Raw genomic sequence first — 16,510 nt, forward strand, 5'->3', positions numbered from 1 at the left:
CCCTACACGATTTTTCCATCGCTCATTTCCACTACGCGGTCAGACTTGCGGGCAAATTCTTCATCGTGCGTAACGGCAATAATGGTTTGTTTATAGGTGTGCGTTAGTTCTGTAAGAATATCAAAAACCAATTGGGTATTGTAGCTGTCCAAGTTGCCGGTTGGTTCATCGCCCATAATAATATCCGGATCGTTAATAAGCGCCCGTGCAATGGCTACGCGTTGTTGTTGTCCGCCCGATAGTTTACTGGTTGCTTTTAAAGCCTGATCCTTTACCCCCAATATGGCAAGCTTCTCGTACGCACGTTCCTCCACCTCTTTTCTTGAATAGCGGTGGCGTTTTAAGGCCGGTATCATCACATTCTGTAAGGCCGTGAACTCCGGCAACAAATAATGAAACTGAAAAACAAAACCGATGTGCTTATTTCGAAAATCGGCCAGAAAATTCTGATCCTTACCCGTCAAGCGCTCACCGGCAATTTCAAGTTCACCTTCATAATTTGTATCCATGGTGGAGAGTACATACATCAGGGTTGACTTTCCGCAGCCTGATTTACCCACCAACGATAAAAACTCACCGTGCTTAATTTCCAGGTTTATGTTGTTCAGCACCTTGAATTTCTCAGGCTCATAGAAATACTTGGTTATGCCTTTGGTTTTTAATACGTACTCCATCACTATTGCCCCCGTATAATTTCTATTGGATCAATTTTAGCCGCCTTACGCGAAGGCATGTAGCCGGCAAAAGCTGTGGTGAGCACACCAAACACAATGCCTGTGATATAATACTTAGCATCAAAATTTACCGGAAAATGATCGAGGCTTATCATATCGCCTCCATCAAACGGTGCTTTGGAAATCAGGTAAGAGAGTATATAACCGATGCACAGTCCCAAAATACTTCCTATAAATCCAATAACCAGCGACTGGATCATAAAAATCAATCGCACATCAATTCCTGAAAAACCCATTGCTTTTAATATGGCAATGTCTTTCATTTTATTGATGATCGTCATGTTAAGGATATTATAAATTCCAAAACCGGCAACAATGAGCAGCGTTATGGAAACCGAGTACGTAATGATGTTGCGGATTACCACACCCGTTAAAAAAGTTGCGTTGGCCGTTTCCCAATCTTCAGCTTTGTAACCAACCATAGCCTGGAATTCCGGGGCTATGGCTTTGGCCTGATGCAAATCAACTAGTTTGATGTTGATATCCGTAATGTAGGTATGATCTTGCTGAAGGATGGTTTGCACGGTGGAGATGTTGGCATAGCTTCGAACATTATCTATTGTTCCTATGCCGATCTGAAATAGTCCGACAATCTTTAACGGCATGGTATGGCCTTGCGGTGTGGTGATTACAATACGATCTCCCACTTTTATGTTCATCTTGCGCGCTATCCCTGTTCCGATAATAATACCATCGTTATTGGTGAGAAGATCTTCTATACGACCGGCTTTCATTTTTGATCGCAAATCAAAAAGCTTATCCTCCTCAAGTATATCTACACCGGCAATGGAACCTGGCAATTCAACCGGCCCATAGTTATAAAAAACCTGCGAAGAAAGTGTTGGTGCAACTCCCAGTACGCGAGGATCGCGCCTGATCATGTCTGTAATTTGGAGAGCATTCCGCAACTTGGCCGTTTCCTTTTTGGGCTTTTGATGATACACTACATTTAAACCCTGTTGATTTATCTGATCGAGGATAGATGGGCGGCTTTCCGTAATATCGTTGTAAATATGAATATCGGGCGAGGAAGTCATAGTAAGTTCCTCGGTGAAATCATTAAGCCCCGTCATTAAACTTACCAGCGCGATAAACATGCCAATACCAAACGTAACACCCAACATAGCCACAATGGTTTGCTTAGGTTTGGCCAGCAAATGTGTTTTGGCTATATCAATTACCAGCCTCATTTGCTCAGGGTTTAATCTTAATCAGGCTCGAAGCGGTTAACCCTTCCAACACTTCAATTTCATCGAGTGTTTCAATACCTTTTATGATTTTAACCCTTTGCTGCCCCGAAGAAGTTTTTACAATAACTGAGTCACCCGGAAGTAAAGCAGCTTTTGGTATAACAAGGGCCTGGTCGGTTTTACGGATAACAATATTTGCTTCCAGGGCCAGGCCGGAAAACCCGCCTGGTAATTTTTCCCTGAGTTTTGCATCCGCCCGGAAAGATTGCTGCCGACCATCTACCAGGGGATAGATGCGGGTAATTTCTGCATTAAAAATTTGCTGTGGGTAGGCATCAATCTTTACCAGCACAGGTTGCCCCTCACGCACTCGCTGAATGTCCAACTCATCAATATTCAATTGAAGATAATACGCATCTGCACTCCCCACTACAGCAATTACTTCCGTTCGCCTGATGAGTTCACCCTGCTCTTTAAAGGTACGGTACACCGTTCCATCTACCTGGCTGCGTATGGTATACCGGGCAGATTCATCGCGCGCTATACGATATTGGTTTTCAGCGTTACGCAGCTCAGTATTCAATTGATTGATGGTTTTTTTTAGCCGGCTATCGGCCAATAAAAAATCATTTCTTGAATTTTCATACGCTAATCGGCTGCGGTCATACTCGGCACGCGAGGTTGCATTTTGCGCCATCATGTTACTGAAGCGTACAAAATTTACCGAATCGAATTGCATTTTGCTTTTGGCGCTGGAAACCGCTGCCCTTAGTTCGGTAAACACCGGTGAATCATGCTGTGCATTTTCACGGGCAAGCTCATAGTTTTCCCTGGCAATGCGGTAACGGGCATTTTGCTGATCGGCTTCGATAATAAAAAGAACATCGCCCTTCTTTACGGCATCCCCGTCTTTAACCTGTCGCGCTGTAATATACCCATCAACCTGTGCAAAAACCTGGTACTCATTTTCCGAAACAACATAACCTGAGGCGTACACAGCTTCCATCAGAGGCTTTTCAACCGGGCTTGAAAATTCACCGTTTGTAGAACAGGATACAATAACGGTTAAAAGTATGAAACTGAATGAGATTACCTGGTGCATAGCAGTGTGGTTCACAGGTGAATACGTTAGGAGCAGGCTTTTTGTTCAACAAACACACGCAATCATTTTCGGGCGGCAACCAATTTAAGCTCGCGTTTCACCAATTTATCCAAGGTATCTTTTTTCAACATCTCTACGGTAGCGTTACGCACCTCCAAAAATGCAAAACGAATGGCACAGGTTTCCTCATCTGCACATTCATCGCAAGGCTCGTAATATTTGTAGGTGGCACAGGGTACTGCAGCAATGGCTCCATCAAATAGGCGCACTACTTCGGCCAGGTTAACCTCGCGGGTCTTTCGCCTTAAAATGTACCCGCCCCCCTTACCTTGCTTGCTGCCTAAAATCCCTGCCCGTTTTAAATCAAGGAGAATGCCTTCCAAAAATTTTTTTGGGATATGGCACGCATCGGCAATATCCTTGATGAGAAATTTCTCATCAGGTTTTTTGGCCATGTGTACCAGTGCATGTATGGCGTACTTACATTTTTTCGATAGCATGAAAGCACAAGTTATATTTTTTCTTTTCAAATTAGCATACCGGCCGAAGTAGCTCAGGGGTAGAGCAGCTGTTTCGTAAACAGCAGGTCGTGAGTTCAAATCTCATCTTCGGCTCACTTAAACTCCTGGTTATACTGGAGCAACCCGCTGAAGGGAGCCGCTAATCATTTTTTTATACCTGAATCCCATATTCATTCTATCTTTACCGCATGGTTAAACTCCTGTTTATAGCCTTGGGAGGTGCATTAGGTTCATTAGCACGATACGGTGCCTCAGGGCTTGCACATCAAAAATACAATGGGGTATTTCCGGTAGGCACGCTTACTGTTAATCTTGTTGGATCGTTCCTGATTGGTTTGCTGTGGGGCCTTGCTGAAAACTCAACCCTTAACCCTAACGTCCGAACGTTTTTGTTTGTGGGTATATTAGGTGGCTTTACAACATTTTCAACATTTTCATTGGAAACAATTAACCTTTTACGCGATGGTGAATTTAAGCTTGCATTGGTTAATGTTTTGCTCAATAACCTTGTTGGAATTGTACTGGCCTTTGTTGGCTTAATGCTGGCTAAAAATATAAACACATGAACCTTTCAGAAAATGGCGTGATCCTGCGCATTTACATTGGCGAGTCAGACAAACTTGGTGGCAAACCACTTTACGAGGCGATTGTACTGAAAGCACGCGAACTAAATCTTGCAGGGGCAACCGTTGTGCGCGGCATCATGGGCTTTGGTGCGGCAAGCCGAATCCATACAGTAAAAGTCCTGCGCCTTTCGGAAGACCTGCCCCTGATAATCGAAATCATTGACACGGAAGAAAACATCCGAAAAATAATGCCCTTTTTGGATGAAGTTGTTAAAGAAGGTTTGATTACCCTGGAAGAACTTACCGTGATTAAATACCGGCACAATAAATCCTGAAAAGAGAAGCTTAGTGAGTAGTGGTGCTTTATGAAGTGATTGCTCTTGCCACTAAAAGACTAAGTCAAAAATAACTTAAGACATTTGATTCATCCGAAACTATTATCAGGCTGGGCTTGTCGAAGTCAATTCAGGTTTCGTAAGGCTCAACCTGACAAACAAGTTCCTTTTTGAGATTCTGGTAGTTGTACCGAAGGCGGGACCTGCCTCGGACTGGCAGGCTCGAACCTACCTAAACTTTTGATAACGTAAACATAAAACATGAAGTACCGAAGGCGGGACTCGAACCCGCATGTCTTGCGACACACGCCCCTGAAACGTGCGTGTCTACCAATTCCACCACTTCGGCATTCCTATTTTAGTTTACCAACCTACCTTCGGCAGGCAGGTTCCACCACTTCGGTGTCTCAAGTCAAAATTCATGATTCGATAGTCTAATCTTAAATCTTGACTTTTAAATTTAACCAGTGCCCAGGACTGGATTCGAACCAGCACACCCTTTCGGGCGCTACCACCTCAAAGTAGTGCGTCTACCAATTTCGCCACCTGGGCTTTTCAACTTTTAAAGAACATCCCTCGATGTATTTCTCAATCCTGAGGAAGGGGTGGCAAAGGTAAAAAGCTTTGCCAATTTTACCAATTGCGCCTTTTTCAAAGTAACACATCAGCCAACCTTTCCGTTTTATGCAAATTCGCTAACTTACTAATTCAAAGTATATTGAATTAACCTTCAAATTTACCTAAACGCTTTAATCATGAAGACTCTTCACTCCTCTGTCCGGACTTCTTTTTGGGTATTGCTGATTTTGCTAATGTGGTTTTCACACATTAAAACCTTGGCGCAAAACGAAGTAGCTATCGGATCGGCCACCACCAAAACAAATGCCATACTATGGTTGAATGGCAATGGAAGCCAGGGCTTAATACTTCCTACCGTAACTAATAAATCTGCCGTGGCTTCGCCCGATGAAGGTATGATTGTGTACGATAATTCCGACAAAAAGGTGTGGTATCGTAACAACAGTACATGGGTTGAAGTGGGCGGTGGTTCAGGTGGCAGTGGTACCTTTCACCTGGAAGTTTCCGGGAACCTGTTGAGGTTATTAACAGCACCAGGCGGAACATTATTAGCTTCCACCAACATTGCAGCAGGCACGCAATCCAATGGAGCTTTTCTGGTATTTGAAAGTGGTGCCTGGCGCTATGCCACGTTAAGTGGCGATGTAGTGGGTGCTAATGGAAACCTGCAGGTAACAGGCTTGCGGGGAAAAACGATGGCCAATTTGCCGGCCTCCGCTCAGGTACTGGTGTACGATCCGGCCGCCAACAGTGGCAATGGCGGTTGGGTATTTCAGGCTGCTGCCGGAGGCGGATCAGTAACAAACGTTTCGGGAACAGCACCTATTGCTGTAACCACGCCAACCACAACTCCGGTGATCAGCATTAGTCCTGGCGGCATTAACAATACCTTGTTGGCCAATGATGCCGTAACAACCACAAAAATTCAAGATGGTACTATTACCGGTGCGGATATCGCTAACGTTACAATAACAGCTAATAAACTCGCGCAATCAGGTGCAACAACTAATCAAATACTGCAATGGAACGGAACCAACTGGGTACCGGTAACACTTGCAGGAGGAGGCTCAGTAACCAACGTGTCAACCGGTACAGGACTAACCGGTGGACCGATAACTACAACAGGTACAATAAGCATAGCAGCCGGTGGTGTTGGTAATACAGAGCTTGCCAATAATGCTGTAACCGATGTAAAAATTGCCACCGGTGTTTCCCCGTCTAAACTAACAGCCGGGGCAAACGGTCAGGTACTTACCACAGTGGCCGGTGTGCCTACGTGGCAAGTCCCGGTTACCGGTTTTGTTAATCCCATGATTGGTTCAGGTGATCTGATTGTTGGCGGTGTTCTGGGCGCGGCACAGCGTTTGGCAGCAGGAACAAATGGCCAGGTGCTCACCATAGCTGGTGGAACACCCACCTGGCAAACACCAATAGCCTCGGGTGCAGCGGGCGGTGACCTTACCGGAACTTACCCCAATCCTGCAGTGGCCGCGGGTGCCATTACCAATACCAAACTGGCGGTAAATGCCGTACAAACAACCAACATTTCTGATGCCGCAGTAACGGATGCTAAGATTGTTAATGTAGCCCCTTCAAAAATCCTTCAGTCAGGCGCTACAACAGGCCAGGTATTAAAATGGAGTGGAAGCCAATGGGAGCCGGCAGTCGATAATGTAGGCGGTGGTGGAGTACCTACCTTAAACCCAGGCCAGGTTTTGGTAGGTGATGGTTCAAACAATTCAAGCGTAACCGTTGGGCAAGATGCCACACTGAACAGCGCCAACGGAAACATTACAGTTCAAGGTTTTCGCGGCAGGCCGGTTTCTGCAGCGGTACCGGCAACCAACAGTGTGTATCAATTTAATGGAACGCAATGGACACCGGTTGTACTTGCGGGTGGTGGCACAGTATCCCAAGTGAACACCGGCACAGGTTTAACGGGAGGGCCGATTACTGCCACCGGAACCATCGCCATTGCCGATGGTGGTGTTGGTGCCACGCAATTGGCCAATAATGCCGTTACATCAACCAAACTTCAAAGTGATGCCTCGGTGGATGCCAACCGTGCCGTAACCACAAACCATATTCAAAACCTGGCCGTAACGGATGCGAAAATCGCATCGGGCGTTGCACCGGCTAAACTTACTCCCGGAACCAATGGACAAGTATTAACCACCGTTGCCGGAGTGCCTACGTGGCAAAATCCTTCAGGCGGTTCTGGGTTCTCAACACTAAACATAGTCCCTAAAGGTGATGGAACCGGATTAACCGCTTCCCAAATTTTTGACAATGGAACATTCCTTGGCATTAACCGAACAACGGCCATTACCGGGGCCGACCGGTTTTCCATCGGTACGGGTGCTGCCTCGGGTGCTTATGGCGGTATGTATGTCGACACCCAAACAGGCGGGCGTCCATTTTATGGCTTTTCACAAAATGGCGCGGGAGGGGCATGGATTGAATGGGATGGAATCGATGCCAACAAAATGAAATTTAACATTAATGGCCCCCGCCTCACCATTCAAAACGATGGCAACGTAGGTATCGGAACAACAAGCCCGGGCAACTTCCTGCACGTTGCAGGAGACGTGAGTAGTAGTTCTGTTGTTACGCTGGAAGGACATTCCGGAACAACTTCGCGTGGCCCGGGTATCAACTTCATCCGATCAAAAGGTTCCCTGGCCGCACCGGCTGCCGTGGCCAATGGTGATTACCTGGCCGGGTTTTCAGCAGCAGGACGTACCGCTTCATCGTATAACCTAAGCAGCAGCATCGATTTTTCTGTTGATGGAACCGTATCGGGCACGAGCGTGCCCGGAAGGATTACGTTTTCAACAACCCTTGCTGGCTCGGGGGCTCCGTCAGAAAGAATGCGGATTACGAATGATGGCAATGTGGGTATTGGTACCACAACGCCAGCCGGAAAATTACATGTTCAAAATACCGATTGGGACGTAAGTCAGGTAGTCTTCAATTCAACCGCAGCCAGCGCGGGCTCAACGTTGAGGTTTACAAATCCAGCATCGGGTAACCGAACTTATGACATCATTGGCTCAACAGGTGCCGGGGCAACCATGGGCGCTGGTTCGTTTGGTATTTGGGATAATACTGGGTTGGCATACCGATTGGTAATCAATCCATCTGGTAATGTTGGTCTTGGGACAACCGCTCCTGCTAACAAGCTTTCAGTTTCAGGCAATGCTGCCATTGGTGCTTCTTACGCAACGGTAGCTGCCCCGGCAAATAGCCTGGTGGTGCAGGGTAGTCTTGGGGTTGGTACCAACTCACCAGGCAGGATAATCCATGCCCTGGGTTCCGGCACACAATACCTGAGGATTACCGCCACGGGTACCTTAGCATCTTCAGGAATTGAATTTGACGGTACCGGAACAGTAGATTGGCGCGTTGTGCCACAACTTGGAATATTGACTTTTCATCGTGGCGACATTGATGGCACCATGGGCCTCATGTATTTAATGAATGCGGGAAATTTTACACCCGGTAATACGGATAACCCAACCCCTACATTAGGACAATCAACAGCACGTTGGGGCCAGTTATTTACTACTGTTGCCCCTAATGTTTCTTCTGATTTCCGATTAAAGAAGAACATCAATAACCTCCAGTATGGTCTTAAAGAAGTTATGGCTCTAAGACCTGTTTCCTACATACTCAAATCCGATAGCTTAGAAAACACATCGCTGGGGTTGATTGCACAAGAGGTGCAAGACATAATACCTGATGTTGTAACCGTTGGTGATGATGAGGAAAAATTGCTGGGTATGCGCTATACCGAACTGGTGCCTGTGCTTATCAAAGCCATCCAGGAACAACAGCAAATTATTGATAACCTAAAGGCGCAAAATGCTGCTTACGCTGATGAAACAGAAAAGCTGGCCAAGGAGATTGATACCATTAAACGGGTGTTGGGAATGACCGCTAAAAAGCAAGACTAATGAAAAGGCTCATTTGCTTTCTGCTAACGGGCAGTTTCATTTTTAACGTTAAGCAAATAGGCTTTGCTCAAATTACTCTGGGAGCATCGACCGAATTCTCATCGTCAGCCACTACCGTAATGGCTACCAACGGGGCTATTCGAAATGCCAGCACACGCTTTAACTTTCAGGGTACCATTGAACTCACCGGTGGCAACCAGGTGCTCACTACCTCTCAACCGGTAACGATAGGCGGCCTGGCACTTGCCGGCAGTGGAAATAAAAGCATGGAGGGTGCCTGGACTATAACACGGGAGTTAGCTTTCCGACAAGGATTATTGGTGCCGAGTTTAGCCCCGGTAAATGGTGGCCGAATAGTGTATACAGGTTCAGCAATACTAGCCGGAAATCCTAATAGCTATGTAAACGGAACCCTTTACCAACGCGGTGTGGGCACTCGCTTCTTTCCGTTAGGTGAAGGGACAACTTACCTGCCCATGTCGCTCAATAATGTTCAGGATGGGGATGTTGAAATTGGGGTGCGTGCCTTCAACAGTGGCGTGTCCCTAACCTTGCCGCTGGATGTAAGTGAAGTGGCCAACAACCGGCACTGGCGCATCAATACATCAGGTGGTACTTTCCGGGGCTCGCCCGCATCGTTGTATGTACCCGGTTCGTCAGTAGATGGGGCTGCACAGTTGGTGGTAGTGCATGCGGAAGATGAAAATGATGCCTTAGCCATAAACCTGGGGGGAGGCGTAAGCGGTGATTTTGTTTCCAGTTTTTTAGCAGCCACCAAACCCATTCTTACGCTTGGCATTGGTGAACGGGTAGACATCCGCATTCTTGACCTGATCACTCCTTTTAATGCCGACAATATTAATGATCAGTTAAAGATCGTAAACGTTGAGTACACCTTCGATAATAAAGTTACCCTGCTCGATCGCTGGGGAGTACCCGTTAAAACCTGGAAGAATTTCAGGAATTACGATGACCCCATAAACCCCAACACCGATGGTTTTGATTTCAGCCGGTTAAGCCCGGGTAATTATGTGTGCGTATTGGAGTTTCAGCTCACGCCCGAATCGCCCGTGCAGAAAGTAACGCAGATGATCACTGTCCTAAAATAACGCAACATGAAAAAACCGCTACTCACTGTATTTCTGTTGCTGATCACGATCGGCTTTGCCAGCGCCCAGGATATTCCGCTGTTTACGCAAAAGTTAACCAACTCGTTTATCTACAATCCGGCCCTGGCGGGCCATACCTTTGGTTCGCTTACCTATTCGTACCGCCAAAACTATTCGAATGTTCCGGGTGCCCCGCAAAATCATTTTATCAGCTTGCACACGCCCATCGCCAAACATAAATTCGGAAGCGGTGTAAATTTGTTTCAGGAGGATGTAAACTTTATCCGAAATACCTACGCTTCAGCTGCGTTTGCTTACCACCTCCACTTTAACAAATTCAATATACTTTCGGCTGGTGTTTCTGCCGAGTATAACATTTCACGGTTAAACGGAACATCCAATACCACAACGTTTGAAGTGGATCCGGTGCTCATGCAATTACAAAATGGCGACCCGACCTATGATTTTTCATTTGGCCTGAATTATCAAACACGTTTTGCGAAAGCAGGCTTTGCCATTAACCGGTTGTCTACTGCATGGATAAACAAGGAGAATACGAACCTCTCAAATTATTATTCGGGCTATGTGCAGGGCATGATTCCCGTGCGGGGTGGCGATGATTTGTTTGAGCCCTATGTTGCTTTCCGGAAATTTTCTGAAACAAACGATACTTACGATATAGGCCTGTACTACACCTACAACAATAAAATATTGGGTGGTGCGGCCGTGCGCAAAGGCAATGTGTTTAATGCCACCATTGGTTTCAAACCATCCAAGCACCTGCTTATAGGGTATTCGCGCGAAATGATTACCAGCAACCTGGGTGGCTTTGTCGGTGCAGCCAATGAAATAACCCTACGCTTCGATTTTAACGATAATAGCTATAAGGAGCGCTTCCAGTCGGATTACAAAAGCTCAATGGCCTATCGTAGAAAAACCCTTAGCCCTGCAGCAAAATTCTCAGCCCGTAACCCGAAGCAACTGCAAAGCAAGCAGAAAAAACTAACGCCCTACTCCCCTAATAACCGGTACCAGAATGTGAAGAAGCTTTCCATGAACCAGAAAAGCTCGGCACCACGCAAAAAAGCGTACAATAAAAAACCGGCAAGCAAGGCACCGGCAAAATACAAATCGAAGGCACCGGCTAAACGGAGAAGGTAAGATATTGTCCTGCATATTTGAAAATGCAGGACACTTCACTATTTATTGATTATCGAAATCGGGAAATCGTTGCCGGTGATGTAACCCGTTGGGTATTGCGCTTTGCCTCCGTGCTTTTTTGTTAATTCAGGCACGCGCTCCTCCATGTAAATTTTTATTTCGTTTACGGTAACTTTTCCGTCACCGTTATCGGCTTTTCCATCCAGGGCTTCCAGTAACGCGTACGTGAATACACCGTGCTTCAATACTTCAAACTCGGTTGCAAACTGTTGTGTGCCGCTAGAGGCCATCATCACCACCCCCGAGCTACGTGCCAGTTGAACAATGGCTTTCTCATCCGCTGCAGCGGCACGCACATTCAAGCTTTTAACAGCACCGCCCGAATGGCAGGCATCCATTAAAATAATCTGTTTTTGTGCCTTAAGCTGGGTAAGTTGATTTTTCAATTCCGTAGCCGAAATACCTTTTGCCTCCAGCTGTGCCGGATCGCCATACAATTTGGTAACATCGGTTGGTACCAGGTAGTACTCATTGTTGTTTTCTTCATCTAAAGTACCGTGACCGGCATAATAAAACACAAACACATCTTCCGGCCGTGCCCGTGCGGTTATGGATTTAAATGCTTTTAAAATGTTTTCGCGGGTGGCATCTTTATCATAAATCTCCATGCGGTTTAATGTTTTAAAGATACCCTTGCCATGCTCCAGGATTTTTTCGGTAAAACTTTGTGCATCAGGCTTGGCATAATTGAGGTTGTATGAGGTATTCTGATAACTGTTGATACCCACCGCCAACACGTACAGTGAAGATGTTGCAATAACATCGCCAGTGTATTCGATCGGCAAAACATCGGTGCGCGATTCAATTTTTTGGTAGTTGACTACTTTTACTTTAAACTCATTTAATTCATTAACCATTTCAACCGCATAGGTCTTTACCACCTTTTCGCCCTCACCGTTGGTCTTCACTTCTTTGTCGCTGATGATGAGTTTATCATTTTGATAAATGTTGACTTCTTTCACACCACCACCACCATCATAAACCTCAACAGTAAGCGGCATGGTGCGTGCCTGGGTCAGAAACTTGCCCTTGTCGTAACGAAGTAAGTCGGTTGATTTCATCGTTACCGAAACATCAAAAAACCCAACCGAGGGGCGGTGGAGTTTACCCAGATCAAAAATGCGTTGACCGGATTCACGCAAAATGTCTTCCACCCGTTTACCTTGTAAAATACTTTTGCTCATTTCTTCCTTCGGCCTGAACAACACTTCAAAGTATTGTTCGGCAGTGAAGAAATCTGCCAATTGATCAATGCCCCGGTTTACATGCCAGCCAAAGTACTGTCCGCCTGATGATGAGCAGGTAAAATAACCACGCGGTGTATAGCATACCCACTCGTTATCCTCTGTTAAAAACAGGGTTGCAAACGGTATGAGTACCTCGCCCAACGACTTAAACTGCGTTTCTACTTCCTTCACGGCTTTTTGCCCGTTGGCTTTCATAAAAGCTATTACATCCTGCCAGGCCTTTTTGGTTGGCTCCTTCGTTAACGAGTCGATGGGTAAGGAGTTAAAATAGGTTACCCACTCGGGTGTATCAAAAATACTCCGAAGGCTGGGGGCAAATCCTGTTTCCGAAAGTTTCCATAAAATAATCGATTGATCTTCACCACCAGAGGCAATGTATTGCCCATCGGAACTAACGGCAATGGTGCGCACTGCACCGGAATGCCCGATAAACTCTTTGTTCAGGAAACCATTCTTATCAAATAACTTCAGGGAAAAATCGCTGGCCACTACCACACTTCCATCGGTAAGTACCTGGTAATCCAAAATCCGGCCATCTTCTGCCTCACGGGTTTGCACCATTTTTCCTTTCGGCAACGAAATTGTATTTACCCCGGTTTGTACAACATCTTTTGGTTGGCTTCGCTGAAGCGGATTCTTTGAAGGGTTTCGGTTTATGGAAAAAGATGCAAAATCAAAACTGCTTGAATATTTAGGTTTACCGCTCTTGTTGAACTCACGACTAATGAAAAGTTCATGCCCCTCACCAAAAGCCAGGTGATAAATGGCGCTTCCCTTTCCTTTTATTTTTCGGACAATCAATCCGTTTATCGGATTCCACAGATAAATTTCGTTGTTGCTGCCCCCGGCCGAAGCCACTACGTAGTTACCGGTTAAGGATGGAGAGAAAGCTGCACTGAACACTGTATTATCGTGCGCCAGAAAATCAGTAAAGCGGGTACCCCCCGGAATGGCGTAGCTGGTTCCTTTACCTGAAACATCCAGTGCGGCCAATATTTTTGCATCGTACGAAAAAGCCAGGGCGTTTATTGGTTCCTTTATATTGGCAAACTCTTTAACAATTGCCCCCTCAGCACTCCATAAAATAAGTTCACTGTCAAAACTGCAACTGGCCAGGTAAGAACCCTCGGGGGAGTACACTACCTTATTGAGCATGCCCTTATGCTTTTTCAGCAGCTTGGGTACAAATTTGGTGGTTCCCTTTTCAAGACCTTGCAAGCCATATACCAGCACATCCCTGCTTTCGGCAGCCACTGCCAAATCCTGCGTGCGGGCATTAAAACTCAAACTGGTAACAGCCGAACCCACCGGAATAGTGGCAATGGATTTTACCATGGGCGAACCATCCATCTTCCAGATGCGCACCGTGCGATCGTCACTGCCGCTGGCCAGGTACATCCCCGATCCGCTAAATGATAGGCTGTTTATAACATTGGTGTGGCCAATAGCCGTGCCTATCTGCACACCCTTTTCAATATCAATGAGTACGATGTAATTATCTTTTTCAGTGCTTACCGGGTAACCACCCACCGCCAACAGCCTGCCATCGGGCGAAAGGGCTGATGCATACAGCATGCCCTCCCAGCCATCGCCAATTTGCGATTCGAACTTACGGAGCATTTCCCCATTGTTGGCATTCCAAATACGAATGGTCTTATCCTCGGAAATGGAGATAATTCGGTTGCCATCGGGTGTAAAAATGAGGTTGTGTATTTTGGCCGAATGCCCCATGGGGTTAATAACAATACGGGGAGCTTGTGCCAACATGCTTGTTACCACAAACAAGCTTATTATGGTTAAAATGTATCGGGTAGCCATAACTGCAGGAAATTGGTAGAATGTAAAATTACCAATTTTTTACAGCGAACGGTAAAAGGCAGAAACAGGCCTGAAAAAGGCTAAACAGAGGCTTTTCTAAAGATAAGCATAATCGAGGGCCGTTTACCGCGCAATTCCGGTACGGGCGACCCTTCGGATGATTTGGTTAGCTGAACAGAAGCGTAGAAAAGGATGCCATAAAAAAGTGAAACAGTAGATGCGGCAAGGTATATCATAATTTCTCCCCCTCAGTTTTGTTTGGTGATACAAAAATGCGTGCAATCTCTTTTAATGGCATTTTAATGTGCCCCGTTCAATAACAGAAGTAAGTTTTGGCATGGTTTTGCAAGCATCAGCCACCGGGATAATTTTTAAGGAAATTACTAGAAGAACTTTTACCTTGCGCGCCTTAACTATTGTAAATCAAACTACTATGCATAATAAACTTTGGATGATGCTCATTGTTTTGTTGAGCATTTCGGCAAAAAAATCCTACGCTTTTCAAGGTGCTGAAACAAACCAGGATAGCACAAAAGTGCCTAAAAACTGGTTTTTACTCGATCCGGAAACAGATCGGGTGCAAGGCGTAAGTGCCGAACGTGTTTATAACACCCTATTGAAAGGAAGGCCAAGCCGCACGGTAATCGTGGCGGTTATCGATTCGGGGGTAGATATTTTTCACGAAGACCTGAAAGATGTTATTTGGGTGAACAAAGGTGAAATACCCGACAACGGCATTGACGATGATAAAAACGGATACGTAGATGATGTGCACGGATGGAATTTCATTGGCGGTAAAGGGGGTAACGTAAATGAGGATACCTACGAACTTACCCGCGAGTACGTGAGGCTAAAACCCAAATACGACAACGTGGATGAGAAGAAAGTACCCAAGAAAAGCCAGGCTGAATACGCTTACTACAAAGACCTGAAAAGTAAATTCGAAAAGCGCAGCCAGGAGGCCACACAAATGTACAATCAGTACAACACCATTTTTACCAACATCAACTTTGGTAACGATACCCTCAAAAGTATTTACAATGTAAAAAAGGTGACCCCTGCTTTGCTGGATACCCTGAAACCTTCTAACCCGGTAATCGCTTTTTCGAAAAATGCCGTCTCCATTATTTTTCAAAACTTCGGGCCCGATGTGGATGTGGATGAAGTGCTGGAAGACTTAAAAGGGGCAGTTGATTATTACCGTGTGCAAGCCCTTTATGGATACAACACCGAGTTTGATCCACGCAATATTGTTGGCGATAACTATAACAACCTTTACGAAAAGGGTTATGGAAACAACGATGTTAAGGGCCCCGATGCTGAACATGGAACACATGTAGCTGGTATTATTGCCGCCAACCGCAAAAATGATTTAGGCATTAAAGGCATTGCCGACAATGTGAAAATAATGGCGGTGCGGGCTGTACCTAATGGCGATGAACGCGACAAAGACGTGGCCAACGCCATACTTTATGCAGTTGATAACGGGGCACACATCATCAATATGAGTTTTGGGAAATCGTACTCACCCCAAAAAGAAGCGGTGGATAAAGCTGTGAAATATGCAGAGTCGAAGGGCGTGCTGTTGGTACACGCGGCCGGTAACGATGGTGATGACATTGATGTAAAGAAAAATTTCCCTACCCGTTTCTACAATGATGGTAAAGAAGCCAAAAACTGGATTGAGGTTGGTGCATCTTCCTGGGGTGCCGATGAAAACTTTGTAGCCTCATTCTCCAACTACGGAAAAAAGTCAGTTGATTTATTTTCACCTGGCGTTGAAATCTATTCGACCATTCCGGAAAACGGGTATAAAAACAACCAGGGTACCAGTATGGCAAGCCCTGCCGCTGCCGGTGTTGCTGCCATCATCATGTCATACTTCCCCGACCTTACGGCCAATCAGGTAAAAGAAATCTTAAATCAATCTACGCGCAAGTTTGATGGATTGAAAGTGATAACACCCGGTGGAAAAGAAGCGGTTGATTTCAGTAAGCTGAGCCGTTCAGGCGGGTTGGTAAATGCCTATGAGGCTGTAAAACTGGCAATGACTATTAGCAAGACTGTGGATAAATAATTCGGCACAGTTAACTTCATAAACAAAAAAGCCCCGAATGTTTATCGGGGCCTTT

At 45.8% G+C, this 16,510-nt stretch carries 11 protein-coding genes and 3 tRNA genes; 7 read left to right on the forward strand and 7 right to left on the reverse strand.

What is annotated here, in order from left to right; all coding sequences use genetic code 11:
• Positions 1 to 2 precede the first annotated feature (2 nt).
• From KIT51_15665 to KIT51_15680, 4 genes are all read right to left on the reverse strand, one after another.
• A complete protein-coding gene (locus KIT51_15665; GenBank protein ID UYN86285.1) occupies positions 3 to 674 on the reverse strand; it encodes an ABC transporter ATP-binding protein in 672 nt (223 codons plus the stop codon).
• Between the two features lie 2 nt (positions 675 to 676).
• On the reverse strand, positions 677 to 1,924 hold the full coding sequence (locus KIT51_15670) for an ABC transporter permease (GenBank protein UYN86286.1): 1,248 nt from the start codon (positions 1,922 to 1,924) through the stop codon (positions 677 to 679).
• Positions 1,925 to 1,928: 4 nt separating this feature from the next.
• Positions 1,929 to 3,026, reverse strand: a complete 1,098-nt coding sequence (locus KIT51_15675) for an HlyD family efflux transporter periplasmic adaptor subunit (GenBank protein UYN86287.1) — start codon at positions 3,024 to 3,026, stop codon at positions 1,929 to 1,931.
• Between the two features lie 62 nt (positions 3,027 to 3,088).
• The gene (locus tag KIT51_15680) at positions 3,089 to 3,526 is read right to left on the reverse strand and encodes an Rrf2 family transcriptional regulator (protein UYN86288.1); all 438 of its coding nucleotides are present in this window, start codon (positions 3,524 to 3,526) and stop codon (positions 3,089 to 3,091) included.
• Positions 3,527 to 3,568: 42 nt separating this feature from the next.
• Here KIT51_15680 and KIT51_15685 point away from each other — a divergent pair.
• The 3 genes from KIT51_15685 (at position 3,569) to KIT51_15695 (ending at position 4,448) form a co-directional block, all read left to right on the forward strand.
• A tRNA-Thr gene (locus KIT51_15685) sits at positions 3,569 to 3,640 on the forward strand.
• A gap of 95 nt (positions 3,641 to 3,735) precedes the next feature.
• Complete coding sequence (crcB, locus tag KIT51_15690) at positions 3,736 to 4,113, forward strand: fluoride efflux transporter CrcB (protein ID UYN86289.1); 378 nt, start codon at positions 3,736 to 3,738, stop codon at positions 4,111 to 4,113.
• On the forward strand, positions 4,110 to 4,448 hold the full coding sequence (locus KIT51_15695) for a DUF190 domain-containing protein (protein UYN86290.1): 339 nt from the start codon (positions 4,110 to 4,112) through the stop codon (positions 4,446 to 4,448). The genes crcB and KIT51_15695 overlap by 4 nt, the downstream gene beginning before the upstream one ends.
• 267 nt (positions 4,449 to 4,715) lie before the next feature.
• Here KIT51_15695 and KIT51_15700 read toward each other — a convergent pair.
• Both KIT51_15700 and KIT51_15705 read right to left on the reverse strand, forming a co-directional pair.
• Positions 4,716 to 4,797: transfer RNA gene (locus KIT51_15700), tRNA-Leu, on the reverse strand.
• A 119-nt stretch (positions 4,798 to 4,916) separates the two neighbouring features.
• Positions 4,917 to 5,000: transfer RNA gene (locus KIT51_15705), tRNA-Leu, on the reverse strand.
• Positions 5,001 to 5,203: 203 nt separating this feature from the next.
• Between KIT51_15705 and KIT51_15710 the strand changes: the two genes are divergently transcribed.
• The 3 genes from KIT51_15710 to KIT51_15720 are packed head-to-tail and all read left to right on the forward strand — an operon-like array spanning position 5,204 to position 11,253.
• Complete coding sequence (locus KIT51_15710) at positions 5,204 to 8,983, forward strand: tail fiber domain-containing protein (GenBank protein UYN86291.1); 3,780 nt, start codon at positions 5,204 to 5,206, stop codon at positions 8,981 to 8,983.
• Complete coding sequence (locus KIT51_15715) at positions 8,983 to 10,092, forward strand: hypothetical protein (GenBank protein UYN86292.1); 1,110 nt, start codon at positions 8,983 to 8,985, stop codon at positions 10,090 to 10,092. Before KIT51_15710 ends, KIT51_15715 begins: the two co-directional genes overlap by 1 nt.
• A gap of 6 nt (positions 10,093 to 10,098) precedes the next feature.
• Complete coding sequence (locus KIT51_15720) at positions 10,099 to 11,253, forward strand: PorP/SprF family type IX secretion system membrane protein (GenBank protein UYN86293.1); 1,155 nt, start codon at positions 10,099 to 10,101, stop codon at positions 11,251 to 11,253.
• 38 nt (positions 11,254 to 11,291) lie between these two features.
• On the opposite strand, the gene KIT51_15725 is transcribed toward KIT51_15720, so the two are convergent.
• Positions 11,292 to 14,378, reverse strand: a complete 3,087-nt coding sequence (locus tag KIT51_15725; GenBank protein UYN86294.1) for a caspase family protein — start codon at positions 14,376 to 14,378, stop codon at positions 11,292 to 11,294.
• 433 nt (positions 14,379 to 14,811) lie between these two features.
• On the opposite strand from KIT51_15725, the gene KIT51_15730 reads away from it, so the two are divergent.
• The gene (locus KIT51_15730) at positions 14,812 to 16,455 is read left to right on the forward strand and encodes a S8 family peptidase (GenBank protein UYN86295.1); all 1,644 of its coding nucleotides are present in this window, start codon (positions 14,812 to 14,814) and stop codon (positions 16,453 to 16,455) included.
• Positions 16,456 to 16,510: the final 55 nt, after the last annotated feature.

Source organism: Cyclobacteriaceae bacterium, assembly GCA_025808415.1.
GTDB lineage: Bacteria > Bacteroidota > Bacteroidia > Cytophagales > Cyclobacteriaceae > UBA2336.